Source organism: Gordonia sp. (in: high G+C Gram-positive bacteria) (assembly GCF_049299075.1).
Taxonomy (GTDB): Bacteria; Actinomycetota; Actinomycetes; order Mycobacteriales; family Mycobacteriaceae; genus Gordonia.
Map to the genome: position 1 here is coordinate 1 of NZ_JBAQWU010000305.1, position 14,556 is coordinate 14,556.

A 14,556-nucleotide genomic window follows, 5' to 3' on the forward strand; every position below is an offset into this window, starting at 1 on the left:
TCCCGGACGCACTCATCGCCTTCGCCGGCAACGCCGAGGTGGTGCTGGTGGACGGCCCCGAGGAGATGACGGAGGACGCACTGCCCGGTGCCCGAGGGGTACGCGTCGATCGGGCGCTGGTGCAGCGGCACGGGCTGGCGCCGCACCGAACTGTCCTGCGACCGTGCCGACGACGGCCGCGGCCTGCGGGCGGTGTTCGCCGACGGCGCCGACAGGCGACGGCTGATCGTGGTGGTCACCGCGCTGCGCGACGGCGCCGACCGGGACTCGGTGGCGCAGAGTCTGGCCAACCGGATCGCCCAGCGCGGCGACGACGTGGTGGTCGAGTTCGCGCCGGCGAGCTCCTACGGCGGCCGGGAGGTGATCAGCTACCGCGAAGCCCCCCGAATCGGGTCCGGCGATCCGCTGGTACGTGCTGGTCGACGACGGCCTGCAGGTGAGCGTCGGTTGCCAGAACGGCAACGGTGCAGAACGGATCGACGCTGTCTGCGCGCAGGCCATGGGTTCCGTCAACACCGTCCGATGACCGGCGACTACGTCGCCATACACTTTGTTTGGACGCTATGTTGACATGTTGTTGGGCGCCTCATACGGTCGATGTGTGTTGGCCCGAGTGTCTACGGAGGTTGTTTCGATGAAGACCGAGTTCATGTGCCCGTGCGGCGATGACATGGTGGGAGCCGATGAGGACGAGCTGGTTGCGGCCGTCAAGAAACACCTCGCCGACAAGCATCCAGATCGTGATTACACCCGCGAAGAGATTCTGCTGTACGCCGACGAGGCGTGAACTGAGCGGCCGCCGTGGGGCGGCTTCGGCTATTCGCCGGTGAAGGCGGGGCGGCGGCGCTCGCCGAAGGCTCGTGCCCCCTCGCGGAAATCGGCGCTGTCGACCAGGCGTGTCTGTCCCTGGATCTCGGCTTCGAAGGCGGCGTCGAGCTCACCGAGCAGCGCCGTGTTCAGGCTCGCCTTGGTGGCGGCGAAAGCCCGAGTGGGGCCTGCGGCGAGCTCCCGTGCCAAAGTGGTCGCCTCAGTCGAGAGGTGTTCGTCGTCGACGACGGCGTCGACCATTCCCCAGTCCAGTGCGGTGCGCGAGGGTACCCGTTCGCTCAGCAAGGCCATCCGACTGGCCCGGCCCAGTCCGACACGTGCGCCGAGGAGGATCGAGGCGCCGGCGTCGAGAGTGAGTCCCACCTTGGAGAAGGCGACCGAGAAGGTGGCCGATTCGGCGGCGATGATCTGATCGCATGCCAAGGCGAGCGCGCATCCGACCCCTACGGCGGCACCGTTTACCGCGGCGACCACCGGCTTCGGTGCCATCCGGATGGCCCGGATCATCGGGTTGTAGCGCATCCGGAGCTCCTCCTCGGTCCGGGGTGCCAGGCGCACGTCGTCGGAGAGGTCGTCGAGGGCGATGTCGGCGCCCGCAGAGAATGCGCGACCGGCGCCGGTGATGAGGATGCAGCGAACGTGCTCGTCGGCGGAGAGGTGGTCGACAGCGGTGCGCATCGCGTGCTGCAGCTCAGTGTCGAAGGCGTTCAGCGCGGCGGGGCGCGCCAGGGTGACGGTCGCGAGGGTCTTGTCGACCTGCACGGTCAGGGTGGAATCACGTTCACTATCGATCATGCTCCGACGGTAGTCCATACAAACAAGCCAGACAATGTGTCTGGTGGGCAACGGGAGACTTTGCAGGTCAGCGTGCCGTCCGGCATTGCGGCCAGATTTAGTGATTGACGTCACGTCTAAACACTGCGTATGCTCAGCACGTCTATTCAGTCGATCCTGGAGCAACGCAATGAGTACGTCCCTGAGGCAGGCCGCCGCCGAGACCACCCGAATCGAAGACGTCGAGGGAGAGTTTGATCGAGTGCGGGCGACGTTCCGGACCGGTCGTACCAAGCCGCTGGCCTGGCGGGTTGCGCAGTTGAGAGGCCTCCTGCGATTCATCGACGAATGCGAAGACCGGATCGCTGCGGCGATCGAGTCCGACCTCGGCCGGAGTGCGATGGCCTCCTTCATGGCGGACATCGGGCCGGTGCGCCACGAGATCCGGCACACCCTCGCCCACCTGCCCAAGTGGGTGCGGCCAACGAAGGTGGCGAACGGCGCGGCGACCGCACCGGGCCGCGCCTGGACGGTGCCGGAGCCGAAGGGCGTGGTGCTCGTCCTGGGAACCTGGAACTTTCCGCTGCTGCTGACGATTCAGCCCTTGGTCAGTGCTGTGGCGGCCGGCAACTGCGCTGTCGTCAAGCCGTCGGACATGGCCTCGGCGACGGGAGCGGTGATCGCCGAAGAACTGCCGCGCTATGTGGACCCGGACGCGGTGCGCTTGGTACTGGGCGACGGTCAGACGAACCGGGCCCTGCTCAAGCTGCCGTTCGACCACATCTTCTTCACCGGATCGACCACCGTCGGGCGAGCCGTGATGGAAGCCGGCGCCAAGCACTTGACGCCGGTGACGCTCGAACTCGGAGGCAAGAGTCCGGTCATCGTGGCCGCCGACGCCGACATCGAGGTCGCCGCCCGCCGGATCGCCTGGGCGAAAGCGATCAACGCCGGGCAGACCTGTATCGCTCCCGATTACGTGATCGTCGAGGAGTCGGTCCGGCCGCAGCTGGTCGAGCGCCTGATCGAGGAGCTACCGGTGCGGGCGGCGAACGACACCACGCACATCGTCAACCGCAAACAATTCGATCGGCTCACCGGTCTATTGCAGACGCACGGCGGGGAGCAGATCGGCGGCCAGTCCGCGGCGAACACGCTGCGTATCGCACCGGCACTCGTGACCGACCCGGACCTGGACTCCGAACTCATGCGGGAGGAGATCTTCGGGCCGATTCTGCCGCTGGTGAGCGTCCCGAACATCGACGCGGCGATCAATTTCGTGACCGAGCGGCCGAAACCCCTTGCGCTGTACCTCTTCACGGAGTCGCGCGCAGTCGAGGAGAAAGTCCTCGATGGCACGTCGTCGGGTGTGGTGGGGATCAACCACCTTCTGTACCAGTTGCTGGTGCCGGAGCTCCCGTTCGGCGGCGTCGGCGATTCCGGTCTGGGCCGCTACCACGGTAAGCACGGGTTCGACACCTTCAGTCATGAGAAGGCGGTGCTCCGCAAGCCAACGCGACCGGACCCTTCATTCGCCTATCCGCCGTACTCCCGCGGGATGCAGAAGGTCCTGCGGAAACTCATGGGCTGAACATCCACCGCTACCCGCGTTGAGCAGATCCCCAGCATCCCGTTCCATCGGCCGGTTCGGGTGCATCAGTCCTGCAACGGAGGCTTCATGACCGCCGACATCATCGAGACGGAATCATCGCGCTCACAACCCGTGGGCCGCGCCGTCGCCGGGGTCGACCGCATCGGGTCGACGGTGCTCACCCGCGCCCGGGCGTCGATCGAGACTATCGGACGGTCGGCGCGGCTCTTCGTCGAGCTCATCGTCTTCTCGATCGTCGACACGTTCGGCTGGCGGCTATCGGTCGGCGAGATCCTCGATCAGACGCTGAAGCTGTTCAAGGTGACCGCGCTGCCAGCGCTGTTGATGGCGGTCCCGATCGGCGCCGAGGTATCGGTGCAGGTCGGCGGAGTCATGGACCAGGTCGGTGCGAACTCCCTGGCGGGCGCCGCCAGCGGACTCGGTGTGGTGGGGCAGGGGGCGCCCATGGCCGCCGGTCTACTCATGAGCGGTGCGGCCGCCTCGGCGATCGCCTCGGACATCGGTGCCCGGTCCATCCGAGAGGAGATCGACGCGATGCGCGTGATGGGCGTCAATCCGATCCAGCGGCTGATCGTCCCCCGGTTCATCGCCATGCTCCTGATCGCGCCCGCACTGTGCATCATCATCATCTGTGCCGGCGTCGGTGCCGGACTGGCGATCTCCGCGAACGTCAACGGCGTTGTCCCGGCCAGCTTCTGGCAGTCGTTCGGCGCCTTCGCCACTCCCACCGATCTGGTCTTCTCGACGCTCAAGGCGGTTCTGTTCGCGGTGATCGTGGTGGTGGTCGCGAGTCTGCGGGGGCTGGAGGCCAAAGGCGGCCCGAAAGGCGTCGCGAATGCCGTCAACGCGTCGGTGGTCCTCAGCGTGTTCCTGATCTTCATGACCAATCTGATTGTGAGCCAGTTGCAGACGATGTTCTTCCCCGCGAGATTGGCCTGATCGATGACGGTTCAACGACCTTCCCGTATCCACCAGGGACTCACCGGGCGCACGGCGCAGCGGAGCCTGCGGCGCCTGACCGCGATGATCGCCGAGCTCGGTCAGATCGTCATGTTCTGCACCCGGACGATCGTTCTGCTGCCGAAGACGGTCAAGCACTACCGGCGCCAAACCAAGAAGACCATGAACGACATGGCATGGGGCAGTGGCTCACTCATCGTCGACGGCGGCGTGATGAGCCTGATGTTCTTCCTCGGCCTGGCAGTCGGTGCGGTCGTGGCGATCCAGGCGTTCATGGCGTTCGACCTGCTCGGGTTCGGATCGCTGACCGGAATCATCGGCTCATTCGGCAACATCCGGGTGATCGCGCCGATCATCACCGGCATCGGCTTCGCCGCTCAGGCCGGCTGCCGGATGACGGCGGAGATCGGTGCCATGCGGATCTCCGAGGAGATCGACGCTACCGAAACCATGGGGCTGCAAGCCATCCCCTTCGTCGTCGGTACGCGACTCATCGGCGGAATGCTGGTGGTCCTGCCCGGCTATTTGATGGCGATCGTCGTCAGCTTCGTCACCGGCGGACTCATCATCAAGGTCTTCTATGATCAACCGGCGGGCACCTACGACCACTACTTCGCCCAGTTCGTCACCCTGCCGGATCTGGCCGCGTCGGTGGTCAAGGCGCTGGTCTTCTGCGTCGTCGTCACCATGATCCATTGCTACTACGGCTATTTCGCCAGCGGTGGTCCAGCGGGCGTCGGGGCGGCCTCCGGCCGGGCGATCCGCGCGAGCCTGGTGGCGATCGTGGTCCTCAACTTCCTTATGACCGTTGCGATCTGGGGACTCAACCCAGAACTACCGTTCCGAGGCTGATATGGCACAGATGGTCAACCAGGACTTCATCCGGGGCTCCGACCCCCGGCAGCGACGCACACTGATCGTCGCAGGCACTGCCCTCCTCACCGTGATCACCGTCGTGATCGGCGTGATGATCTGGGTGTACCCGAAGGCGACCGCCCCCGGCGGTGTCCGCTTCTCGGTGGTGGTGCCCGCACTCGGGCCCGGAGTCAAGGAAGGTTCCGCCGTCCTTCTCCGGGGCACCGAAGTGGGGACGGTGACAGATCTGGTGCAGCAGCGGGGTGGGGAAGTGACCATGACCCTCGCCGTCGAGGACGCGAGTGCCGGGCTGCTCGACGACCAGTTCCAGGTGGACTTCCGTCCGGAGAACTACTTCGGCATCACCGGGGTGAACCTCAAACCGGGCGGACGGGGCGGGCCGATCCGGGCCGGAAGCGTCTACACACGGCAAGAGTCCGAGGACTACACAATGTCGACGATGATCGAATCCGGCTCGCTGGTGATCGACGGCACCCTCACCTCCGAGGTGATCGCCGGGCTCGACGAGGTGATGCGCTACGCGGACGGCCTGGCACCGCTCATCCGTTCGGGAATGATCCTCACCGATAAGGTCGCCAAGACCCAGCAGGCCCTGCCCAGTGTTCATCTCCGGCGGATCAACGGGATCCTCGCCGTCCTGCCGGCCTTCGAGGACGAAATGTCCTCCGCGCTGTTCGACATCTTCAACAGTGCCTACAACCGGACACCGGACGGCTCAGTCGGTCTCAACGTGCCGTTGACCGACGAGACCGATGAAACGCTCGCGTTGCTGGGGTCGGATCTGTTCGGTGCGGCCGGAACCCTCCTGGCATCGCACGAGAGCGACCTGACGCCGGTGGTCGAAGCCGTCCGCGTGGTCTCCGACGGTGCTCAGCCGATGTTCGGCGGCAAGGACCGCGTCGCGCAGTTCGCCGAGCTGATCAAGAGGCTCGACGGAGCCTTCGTCGGCGACGACGAGCACAAGACGCTGCAACTGCGTGTCGTCCTGGGATCGCTCCCGTCGATGGCCGCTCCGATGAAGCAGATCGGGCTGGGACCCGATCGAACCCGCAGCCGTGGAGGAAGTCGATGAACACCCGCACCCGGACGGCCGTCACGGCCGCGAAACTGGCGGCAGTCGCCGTGGTGACCGTTCTGTTGTTCGGTCTGGTGCTCAACGCCATGCGCAACCCGGTGGACTCCGCTACGCGCGAATACAGTGCCGACTTCACCGACGTGTCCGGCCTCAGCGTCAACGGCGATGTGCGCTTCAAAGGGCTGCGGATCGGCAAGATCGACTCCATCGACCTCCGCCGGAAGGACGGTCAGGCGATCGCGCGGGTCGGGTTCAGCATGGATGACGGCTACACACTGACCGGCGGTTCGCGGCTCGCGGTGAAGTACCAGAACCTGACCGGTGTCCGGTACCTGGATCTGACGCAACCCGACGATCCGGGCACCGAAGTGTCGCACTTGCCCGTCGACGCCACCTCGTCGTCGTTCGACATCACCGAACTGTTCAACGGATTGCAGCCGGTGCTGGCGACCATGCGCACCGAGGAGATCGACGAGTTCACCGAAAACGCCCTGCTCCTGCTGCAGGGCGACGGGCAGGGCCTGGCACCGATGCTCGCCAGCGCCGAGCGCTTGGCCTCGTACGCCGAGGACCGGCAAAAGGTGATCAGCATCCTGGCCGAGAACATGGGCCGCGTCGCCGACACCTTCGGCGGCAGATCTGAATACGTCATGGGATTCCTGAAGGCCGTGCAGGTGCCGATCGGCAACGCCTTCGCCGTTCTTGAGGAGTTCCCCAAGACCGCCTCGGCCGGACCGGCCTTCCTGGGACCCGTCGACGGTCTCCTCGAATCGATCGGCCTGAACGAGAACTTCGATGTGGAGACACTCTTGCGGCAGACATTCCCGTCGGCCGGCGCGATGCTCGAATCCTTCCGCGCAGTGCCCGCGGTAGCGGCGGGACTCGAGGTCTCGTCGTCGCCGAATCGAGCCTGCAGCAACGGACGGGCGCAGTTGCCCACCGACGTCCGCGTTCTCCTGAGCGGAAGCGAGGTCGTGCTGTGCAGCCGCTGACGAAAACGGCCCAGGCCGTGCGCGGGTTCTACGGACGACTCGGGGAGAGCAATCTGGCCCTCGGCGGGACCGCGCTGGTCTCCGCGGTCGTGCTGCTCGTCGTTCTGGGCTTCGTGTACCTCCGTCCACTGGGCCAGCAGACGATCCGGTTCGAGACCGACGACGCCGCGGCGGTCAGTACCGGCGAAGACGTCCGTGTCGCGGGCATCGGAGTCGGCAAGGTGACCAGCATGTCCCTCGGCGCGGAGTCCGTGGTGATCGAAGCGGAGATCGACGACGAGGTGTTCGTCGGCGACCAGTCCCGTATCGAGGTGCGGATGCGTACCCCCGTCGGCGGATACGCGGTGAACTTGATCCCGCTGGGGGACCGTCGCGCCGAGGACGGGCGGATCGCGACGGACCGGGTCAGCGTTCCGTACTCGATCAACGACGTGCTGCAACGCGTTCCCGGGGTGACCGACGAGGTGGACAGCACGGTGATCGAATCGAATCTCGACGAGGTGGCTGAAGGCCTTGACCGGCAACCGGATTCGCTGCGATCCATCGTCAAGGGCATGGGATCGGTCGCCGAGGTGCTCGATCGTCAACGGGGCCAGATCGACCGCATTGCGTCGATGTCCCAGGAGTACCTGCAGACGTTCAACGCCAACCGTGCCTTCGTCTTCGAGCTGATCAAGAAGATCGACATCGTGATCTCGACGTACAACAACAACAGCGTCGGCTTCAACGAAACCTATCGACTAATGAGCAATGCACTGTGGCGTCTGCAGCCGCTGGAGAAGTTCTATCTGGAGAACGCCGACGCCGCACACGCCCATGTGGAGAACATCCGGGACGCGGTCGAGGGGATTCAACGGGATATGGGGCCCGCGCTGGACAACCTCCTCGCCCTCCGGGATCAGCTCGCCCGGTGGGTGACTCCCGAGGGGATGAGGACGCTCGGTGGCGGCGTGATCGACATGAGCCGCCTGTGTGTGCCGCTGGCGGGACGGGACTGCTGAGATGAATAGACGCAGTGTGACTTTCGGGGCGATCGCGCTGGCCGTGGTCGCGATCGTGGCGGCGGCCTGCCTGCTAGTGGCGCGCGGATCCGACGACCGGGCGACCGGTGGCTACTGCGCCGAGCTGCCTGACGCCGTCGGGCTGTATGTGGGCAACCCCGTGTCGCAGATGGGGTTTCAGGTGGGCCGGGTGACCTCGGTCGAGACGTCAGAGCGAGGAGCCCGGGTGGGCTTCGAGCTCGACGGCGGTCGCAGTTACCCGGCGGACGTGGAGGTGGTGAGCCGCTCCAAGTCGCTGCTCGCCGACCGGAGTTTGGAACTGGTCGGCAACTACCGCGGCGGCGCGGAGCTCGTCGTGGACCAGTGCATACCCCCCGACCGTTCGTACACCCCCGCGAGCATCTCCGAGATCGCCGGCTCCGCCGCTGACTTCATCGACAGCCTGGTCGCCGACGGCACCGTCAATGTCCGACAGTCGATCAGCGGTCTCGATCAGGCTCTGCAGGGGATCGGTGGATCGGCGAACGCGATGTTCACCAGCGCTGCAGGCGCGGCACGTAACCCCGACCGCGTCGTCGCTGACATCGGTTCGTCGATCATGAACATGGCGCCGTTGACTGACGAGGCCCTGCGTTCCTGGGGTGAGATCGGCTCGATCGTCGACCAGTTGCCCGAGGTCGCTCGCTCGACCGCCGTGTTGACGCCGAGGGTCGCCAAGTTCGATCGCGGCGTCGGCTGGCTCGTCGCCGTGCTCTACGACATCCAGTCCAACTACGGCGACCTGATCTGGCCCATGGTTCATGGTCCGGTGACAGAGATGATCCGGCTCGGTGCCGCTCGGGCGCCCGATCTGCAGAAGCTCTACGGCACGGTGCCGTCGATCGCCGCGGCGCTGCGTCAGCAGGCCCAGCATTCCGGTGGGCTGTCGATGCCCTACAAGGCGCCGGAGATCACCGGTCTCGGTGACGACCTGAACCTGATCGACCTCATCCTGAGAAAGGCGGCGAAATGAAGCGGAAGGTCCTCGGCCGCCCGGCGGCCGGAATCCTGGCGGTAGTGGTACTGGTGTTCGGCATCTCCGGATGCTCGATCAGCCCCAACGACTTCCCCTCGGTGCGCGGCGGCGTCGCCGCGGACTACGTCATCACGGCGCAGTTCGAGAACGTGATGAACCTGCCGTCCGGGGCCGATGTCGTGATGAACGGCATTCGGGTTGGTGAGGTGCAGAGCCTCCGGGCGCACGAGGATCGCGTGGACGTCCGCCTCGGACTCGGCGACGGGACCCGGGTGCCTGCGGGGGCCGGTGCGGTCATCCGGCAGAACACGCTGCTCGGTGACACCTACATTGCGTTGACGCCCGACCCCGACTCCGGGGAGAACGGGTCGTTCATCGCTCCGGACGGAATCATCTCGGTCGAGCGGACGCTGGCACCGCCGCAGCTCGAGGACACCATCGCGGTGCTCGCGCACTTCGTCAACGGCGGCAGCATCGGGAAGCTCCAGGACACGATGGCCACTCTCAACGATGTGGTGCCGCCACCGCGCGAACTGCGGGCCCTCTCGTCGACTCTTGCGGTGGACCTGCGTGATCTCGCCCGGAACACGACCTCGATCGACCGCTTCCTCAACGGCCTGAGCGCCTCGGCGGAATCAGTCGCGGGCAACGCTGACGAGTGGCAGCCGATGTTCAGTGCTGAGGGACTCGAGTACTGGGACGCCGTCGCGAACCAGGTGATCTCGCACATCAGCACCTTGCTGCCGTCGGTCGGCACCATCTTCTCCGGCGGGCTCTGGCTGTCGCCGATGCTCGAGTCGCTGACCGAGACGTTGTGGTTGGCGCGCGGTGACGAACAGAGCGTCCCGACCGCGGCGACCCGACTGAACAACTTCTTGCGCACCACGCTGCTGCCCTGGTCGGAATCGCCGTCGGTCGACATCGTCTCGCTGTCGAGCCCGGCCGGCGATCAGCTGGTCGACGACGCCGAAACTATTCTGCGCATGCTGGGAGCCGTCCGATGATCACCAAGACTCGACTGTCAGTGCTGGCGATGCTGGTGATCGCCGCACTGTCAGTGACCTACATGTTCCAGAACGGGCTGACCGTCGGCGCGCTGACGAAAACCAAATCGGCGAGCTTCGTGGTGCCGGAGAGCAACGGTCTGTTGACCGGCTCGCGCGTGCTGGTCAACGGAGTCGAATCCGGACACGTCACGGCCGTCCGCCCGGTAACCGGCGGCGTTCGCGTGGAGTGGAACTACGGCGATGATCGAAGGATCCCGGCCGACAGTGATTTCCGGGTGGACAATCTCTCGGCGCTGGGAGAGGCGTACGTCGCGGTGCGGTCTCTCGGGCTGGGAGCGCCGTACCTGGCCGACGGCGCCCAGATCGAGTCCGACCGGGTCTCGGTGCCGACCCCGTTCAACGTGCTGTCCGAACGGTTGACGATCCTGCTCCGGCAGGTCGATCCCGATCAGGTCGGCTCCATCTTCGAGACCCTCCACGGCTCATTGCCGCAGGATCTGTCGGTGGTCGACGACCTGAACACCGCAGGCCGGCTGCTGGCGGCCGAGTTCGAGCAACAGGCGGACAGTCTGACCACCCTGCTCTCGACACTGCAGCCACTGCTGGCCCGCACCGGTGATGTGCCGGCGAGCCTGGCGGCCACGACCCCCGAGTTGCAGGCCTTCGGTGAGGGCTTTCGGGACATGCTCGATTCCATCCGGGATGCGGTGAATCTGGGCGGTCCGCTGCTGGTCGGTGTGACTGACGGCGCGAGCCCGTTCCTGGCCGAACTCCAGTCGTTCCTGGACAACACGGCCGAGGACCTCAACGTGATCGGCGAGAACGTCCTTCCGGCCGCGCGGGCCGGCGCAGCGGCGCTGAGCGCGGTGGACCTCGGTCGCTTCCTGACTCAGGCGCTGGCGGCCACCTCGAAGCCCGGCGCGATCACGGTGGAGATACCGGCCGGATGAACTGACCGCCGGCGCCGAGCCGACGATCCCGATGAAAGGACAGAACAATGGCCGTCAAGCAAGTAGAGCGCAAGGACGCCGAACGGAACGACGCCGACAAGGATGACACCGAACAGAAGGCCGCCGAACAGAAGGCCGCAGAACCAGACGAGCAGTCGTCGAAGGACGGCTCCTCCGCGCGAGTCGTCTCGGTGGCGACATTGACCAGGACGGTGGTCGTGGCGGTGGCGGTGATCGCTGTCGTCGTCGCGATCGGGATTCTGTCCTGGCAGTTGGCGTCGGCCAAGTCGGACCTGTCCGAGCGGAACCGGCAGGCCGCCGCCTCGGCGCGCGCCGAGCAGGTCGCGCTCGACTACGCCGTCGGGGCGGCCGACATGGACTTCCGGGACCCGGGCACCTGGCGCAAACGGCTGACCGAGGGCACCAGTCCGGAACTGGCGGAGCGACTGAACAAGGCGGCGACGTCGATGGATCAGATCATCCAGCCGCTGCAGTGGACCACGGTGTCCGAGCCGATCGCGGCGAAGGTGGAGTCGTCCTCGGACGGGGTGTACCAGGTCGTGGCGTTCGTCGACATGCTGACCACCAACACCCAGCGCCCGGACGGCGTGCAGTCGACGGCCACCTACCGGCTGACCATCGACAGCGGTCAGGACTGGCAGATCACCGACATCAGCGAGCTCCCGTCCGCGCTCGGCGAGCAAGAACAGCCGAAGTAGCCGAACAGAGTGTATGTACAACATGTATAGTCTTGAGTATGACGACGATGAACGAACAGAGCGCGCCGGTCTACGAACCCGAGCACGAGGCCTTCCGCGATAGCTTCCGGCGGTTCCTTGAGGAGTACGTCGTTCCGCACTACGAGGACTGGCAGCGGGACGGCATAATTCCGCGGTCGGTGTTCACTCAGGCGGGTGCGCACGGATTCCTCGGGATGGCGGTCCCGGAGGAGTACGGCGGCGGGGGCGTGGACGACTTCCGGTTCAACGCGATCCTCGCCGAGGAAGTGGCGCGGGCCGGCGTGATGTCGTTCGGCATCAACCTGCACAACGACATCTGCGTCCCGTACTTCCTGCGGTACAGCCCCCCGGAACAGGCGCGGCGCTGGCTGCCCGGACTCGCCTCCGGCGAGTTGATCGCGGCGATCGCGATGACCGAGCCCGGCACCGGATCCGATCTGGCCGGGATCGCCGCCACCGCTCGGCTCGACGGTGATAACTACGTGCTGAACGGATCGAAGACCTTCATCTCCAACGGCATCAACGCGGATTTGGTGATCGTCGCCGCGCGCACCGAGAAGACCGACAGCCGGCACGGCGGACTCTCGCTGCTGGTGGTCGAGCGGGACACCCCGGGTTTCACTCGGGGCCGCAATCTGGCGAAGATCGGCATGCACGCGCAGGACACCGCCGAATTGTCGTTCGACGAGGTGCGGGTGCCCGCCGAAAATCTGCTGGGCGAGGCCGGAGCCGGTTTCACCTACCTGGTCTCCAATCTGCCGCAGGAGCGCTTGACCATCGCCGTGGCGAGCGCCGAGGCGGCCGCTCGAGCGGTGGAGCTGGCGTCGTCCTACGTGCGTGAGCGCACCGCTTTCGGGCGACCGCTGTCGGCCAACCAGAACACCCGGTTCACCCTGGCTGACGCCCACGTGCAGGCCGAAGTGGTCCGCTCCTTCGTCTACGACTGCCTTCGGGCCCATGTGGACGGCAGCCTGTCCGCCGACCGTGCCGCCATGGCGAAGCTCGCCGCGACCGAAGTGCAGGGCCGGGTGGTGGACCGCTGCCTCCAGATGTTCGGCGGATACGGGTACATGGAGGAGTATCCGATCTCGCGGGCCTACGTAGATGCGCGCGTACAGCGCATCTACGGAGGGACCAGCGAGATCATGAAGGAGATCATCGGAAAGTCGATGGGCCTGTAGATGCAGCGCACGATATTCGAACCAGAGCACGAGCAGTTCCGGCAGTCGGTCCGGGCATTCCTCCAGCGCGAAGCGGTGCCCCACACGCGGGAGTGGGAGCAGCGGGGCCTCGTGGACCGGGCGTTCTGGTCCAAAGCGGCGGCGCAGGGCTACGTCGGATTCGCCGCTCCGGAGGAGTTCGGCGGCGCCGGCCTTCGGGACTTCCGATTCAACGCGGTGCTCAACGAGGAAGTGGTGGGCACCGGCACCGTCGGTGACGGTTTCTCGCTGACCAACGACATCGTCCTGCCCTACTTCCTCGACGTCGCCTCCGCGACGCAGCAGCGGCGCTGGCTGCCGGGCATCGTCTCCGGCGAGACGGCGATCGCGATCTCCATGTCCGAGCCGGGGACCGGGTCGGATCTGCGGGCGATCTCGTCGACGGCGACGCGCGAACACGGGGGCTGGCGGCTGAACGGGGCCAAGACCTTCGTCACCCGGGGGATCCAGGCGGATCTGGTGATCGTGGCGGCCAAGATCGCCGGCGACGCCCGGGAGGGGCTCGGGCTGTTCGTGATCGCCGACGGTCAGGAAGGCTTCGAGCGCGGACGGAAGCTGGAGAAGATCGGCCGCAAAGCGCAGGATACCGCCGAGCTCTTCTTCCGGGACGTGTTCGTACCGGACGCCGATGTGCTCGGTGAGCCGGGCGACGGTCTGCGCTATCTGATGGGCAACCTCGCCCAGGAGCGATTGTCGATGGCCGTCGTCGCGGTGGCCAATGCGGAATGGGCGGTGCGGACGGCGGTCGAGTACGCCTCCGAACGGAATGCCTTCGGTCAGCCGATCGGCAGTTTCCAGGCGAATCGCTTCCGGCTGGCGGAACTGGCGACCCGAGTCGACATGGCGCGCGTCTACGTCGACCGATGCATCGAGTCGCAGAACGCGGGCGAGTTGTCCGGTGCGCAGGCGGCCGGGGCGAAGTTCGCCACGACTGAGCTCGAGTTCGAAGCTCTGGACGCGTGCCTGCAGATGCACGGTGGCTACGGCTACATGGAGGAGTACGAGGTCGCGCGCCGGTGGCGCGACTGCCGCGTCCAGCGGATTTACGGGGGAACCAACGAGATCATGCGCGAGATCGTCGGGCGTTCACTCGGCTTGTAGGGACGCGTGCGACAGGGCCGCCCGGAGTGATCCGGGCGGCCCTTGTGCATCCGTCGATCACTCCGGGTCAATCACTCGATTGTGATTGACACCACGTATGAACACTCTGTATGGTTGCCGTATGCAGCGCCTCGATAACGCACAGAATCCGCACCCCGGCGGCAGGCCCCGTGGGGCCTTCGAGCCGTCGACCGACTTCACTGATGCCGAGCTCCACGCCGCGCTCGAGGCAGCCAATCTGCCGGTCCTGCTGGGATCGCTGGCGCTGCTCACCGGCGACGACCGGTGGATCGACGAGCCCTACCGGCCCACCGCCCCGCGGGATCTCGGCGACCACGACGGCGGCGGTTTCGACGAGACCGTGGCCGCGCGCATCCGCGCCGAGGCGGCCGAGGTGCTGTGCGC

The 14,556-nt window shown here is 66.2% G+C and carries 15 protein-coding genes and 1 pseudogene; 15 read left to right on the plus strand and 1 reads right to left on the minus strand.

Annotated features, from left to right (window positions below; genetic code table 11):
• Positions 1–87: 87 nt before the first annotated feature.
• Complete coding sequence (locus tag WAW85_RS09260) at positions 88–570, plus strand: hypothetical protein (protein ID WP_422559324.1); 483 nt, start codon at positions 88–90, stop codon at positions 568–570.
• A 64-nt stretch (positions 571–634) separates the two neighbouring features.
• Entirely contained in the window at positions 635–787 is a 153-nt protein-coding gene (locus WAW85_RS09265) for a DUF1059 domain-containing protein (protein ID WP_422559325.1), read from the plus strand.
• A gap of 29 nt (positions 788–816) precedes the next feature.
• Here WAW85_RS09265 and WAW85_RS09270 read toward each other — a convergent pair whose 3' ends face one another.
• The gene (locus tag WAW85_RS09270; RefSeq protein ID WP_422559326.1) at positions 817–1,623 is read right to left on the minus strand and encodes an enoyl-CoA hydratase-related protein; all 807 of its coding nucleotides are present in this window, start codon (positions 1,621–1,623) and stop codon (positions 817–819) included.
• Between the two features lie 169 nt (positions 1,624–1,792).
• Here WAW85_RS09270 and WAW85_RS09275 point away from each other — a divergent pair, with 169 nt between their 5' ends.
• The 13 genes and pseudogenes from WAW85_RS09275 to WAW85_RS09335 all read left to right on the plus strand — a co-directional run.
• On the plus strand, positions 1,793–3,193 hold the full coding sequence (locus WAW85_RS09275) for an aldehyde dehydrogenase family protein (protein WP_422559327.1): 1,401 nt from the start codon (positions 1,793–1,795) through the stop codon (positions 3,191–3,193).
• Positions 3,194–3,280: 87 nt separating this feature from the next.
• On the plus strand, positions 3,281–4,153 hold the full coding sequence (locus tag WAW85_RS09280) for an ABC transporter permease (RefSeq protein WP_422559328.1): 873 nt from the start codon (positions 3,281–3,283) through the stop codon (positions 4,151–4,153).
• Positions 4,154–4,237: 84 nt separating this feature from the next.
• The gene (locus WAW85_RS09285; RefSeq protein ID WP_422559338.1) at positions 4,238–5,026 is read left to right on the plus strand and encodes an MlaE family ABC transporter permease; all 789 of its coding nucleotides are present in this window, start codon (positions 4,238–4,240) and stop codon (positions 5,024–5,026) included.
• A 1-nt stretch (position 5,027) separates the two neighbouring features.
• Positions 5,028–6,122 carry an MlaD family protein gene (locus WAW85_RS09290; protein WP_422559329.1) on the plus strand — a complete coding sequence of 365 codons (1,095 nt, stop codon included), beginning with the start codon at positions 5,028–5,030 and terminating at the stop codon, positions 6,120–6,122.
• Entirely contained in the window at positions 6,119–7,117 is a 999-nt protein-coding gene (locus WAW85_RS09295; RefSeq protein WP_422559330.1) for an MlaD family protein, read from the plus strand. The genes WAW85_RS09290 and WAW85_RS09295 overlap by 4 nt, the downstream gene beginning before the upstream one ends.
• Positions 7,105–8,118: an MlaD family protein gene (locus tag WAW85_RS09300; RefSeq protein WP_422559331.1), complete on the plus strand. Its 1,014-nt coding sequence runs from the start codon at positions 7,105–7,107 to the stop codon at positions 8,116–8,118. Before WAW85_RS09295 ends, WAW85_RS09300 begins: the two co-directional genes overlap by 13 nt.
• 16 nt (positions 8,119–8,134) lie before the next feature.
• On the plus strand, positions 8,135–9,130 hold the full coding sequence (locus WAW85_RS09305; RefSeq protein ID WP_422559332.1) for an MlaD family protein: 996 nt from the start codon (positions 8,135–8,137) through the stop codon (positions 9,128–9,130).
• Positions 9,127–10,137, plus strand: coding sequence for an MlaD family protein (locus WAW85_RS09310; protein WP_422559333.1), 1,011 nt, complete (start codon positions 9,127–9,129; stop codon positions 10,135–10,137). The genes WAW85_RS09305 and WAW85_RS09310 overlap by 4 nt, the downstream gene beginning before the upstream one ends.
• A complete protein-coding gene (locus WAW85_RS09315; RefSeq protein WP_422559334.1) occupies positions 10,134–11,090 on the plus strand; it encodes an MlaD family protein in 957 nt (318 codons plus the stop codon). The genes WAW85_RS09310 and WAW85_RS09315 overlap by 4 nt, the downstream gene beginning before the upstream one ends.
• A gap of 47 nt (positions 11,091–11,137) precedes the next feature.
• Positions 11,138–11,809, plus strand: coding sequence for a hypothetical protein (locus WAW85_RS09320; RefSeq protein ID WP_422559335.1), 672 nt, complete (start codon positions 11,138–11,140; stop codon positions 11,807–11,809).
• Between the two features lie 38 nt (positions 11,810–11,847).
• Positions 11,848–13,011, plus strand: a complete 1,164-nt coding sequence (locus tag WAW85_RS09325) for an acyl-CoA dehydrogenase family protein (RefSeq protein ID WP_422559336.1) — start codon at positions 11,848–11,850, stop codon at positions 13,009–13,011.
• Complete coding sequence (locus WAW85_RS09330) at positions 13,012–14,151, plus strand: acyl-CoA dehydrogenase family protein (RefSeq protein WP_422559337.1); 1,140 nt, start codon at positions 13,012–13,014, stop codon at positions 14,149–14,151.
• A gap of 121 nt (positions 14,152–14,272) precedes the next feature.
• Positions 14,273–14,556 (plus strand): annotated as a pseudogene (locus tag WAW85_RS09335) (monooxygenase); the annotation flags it as partial.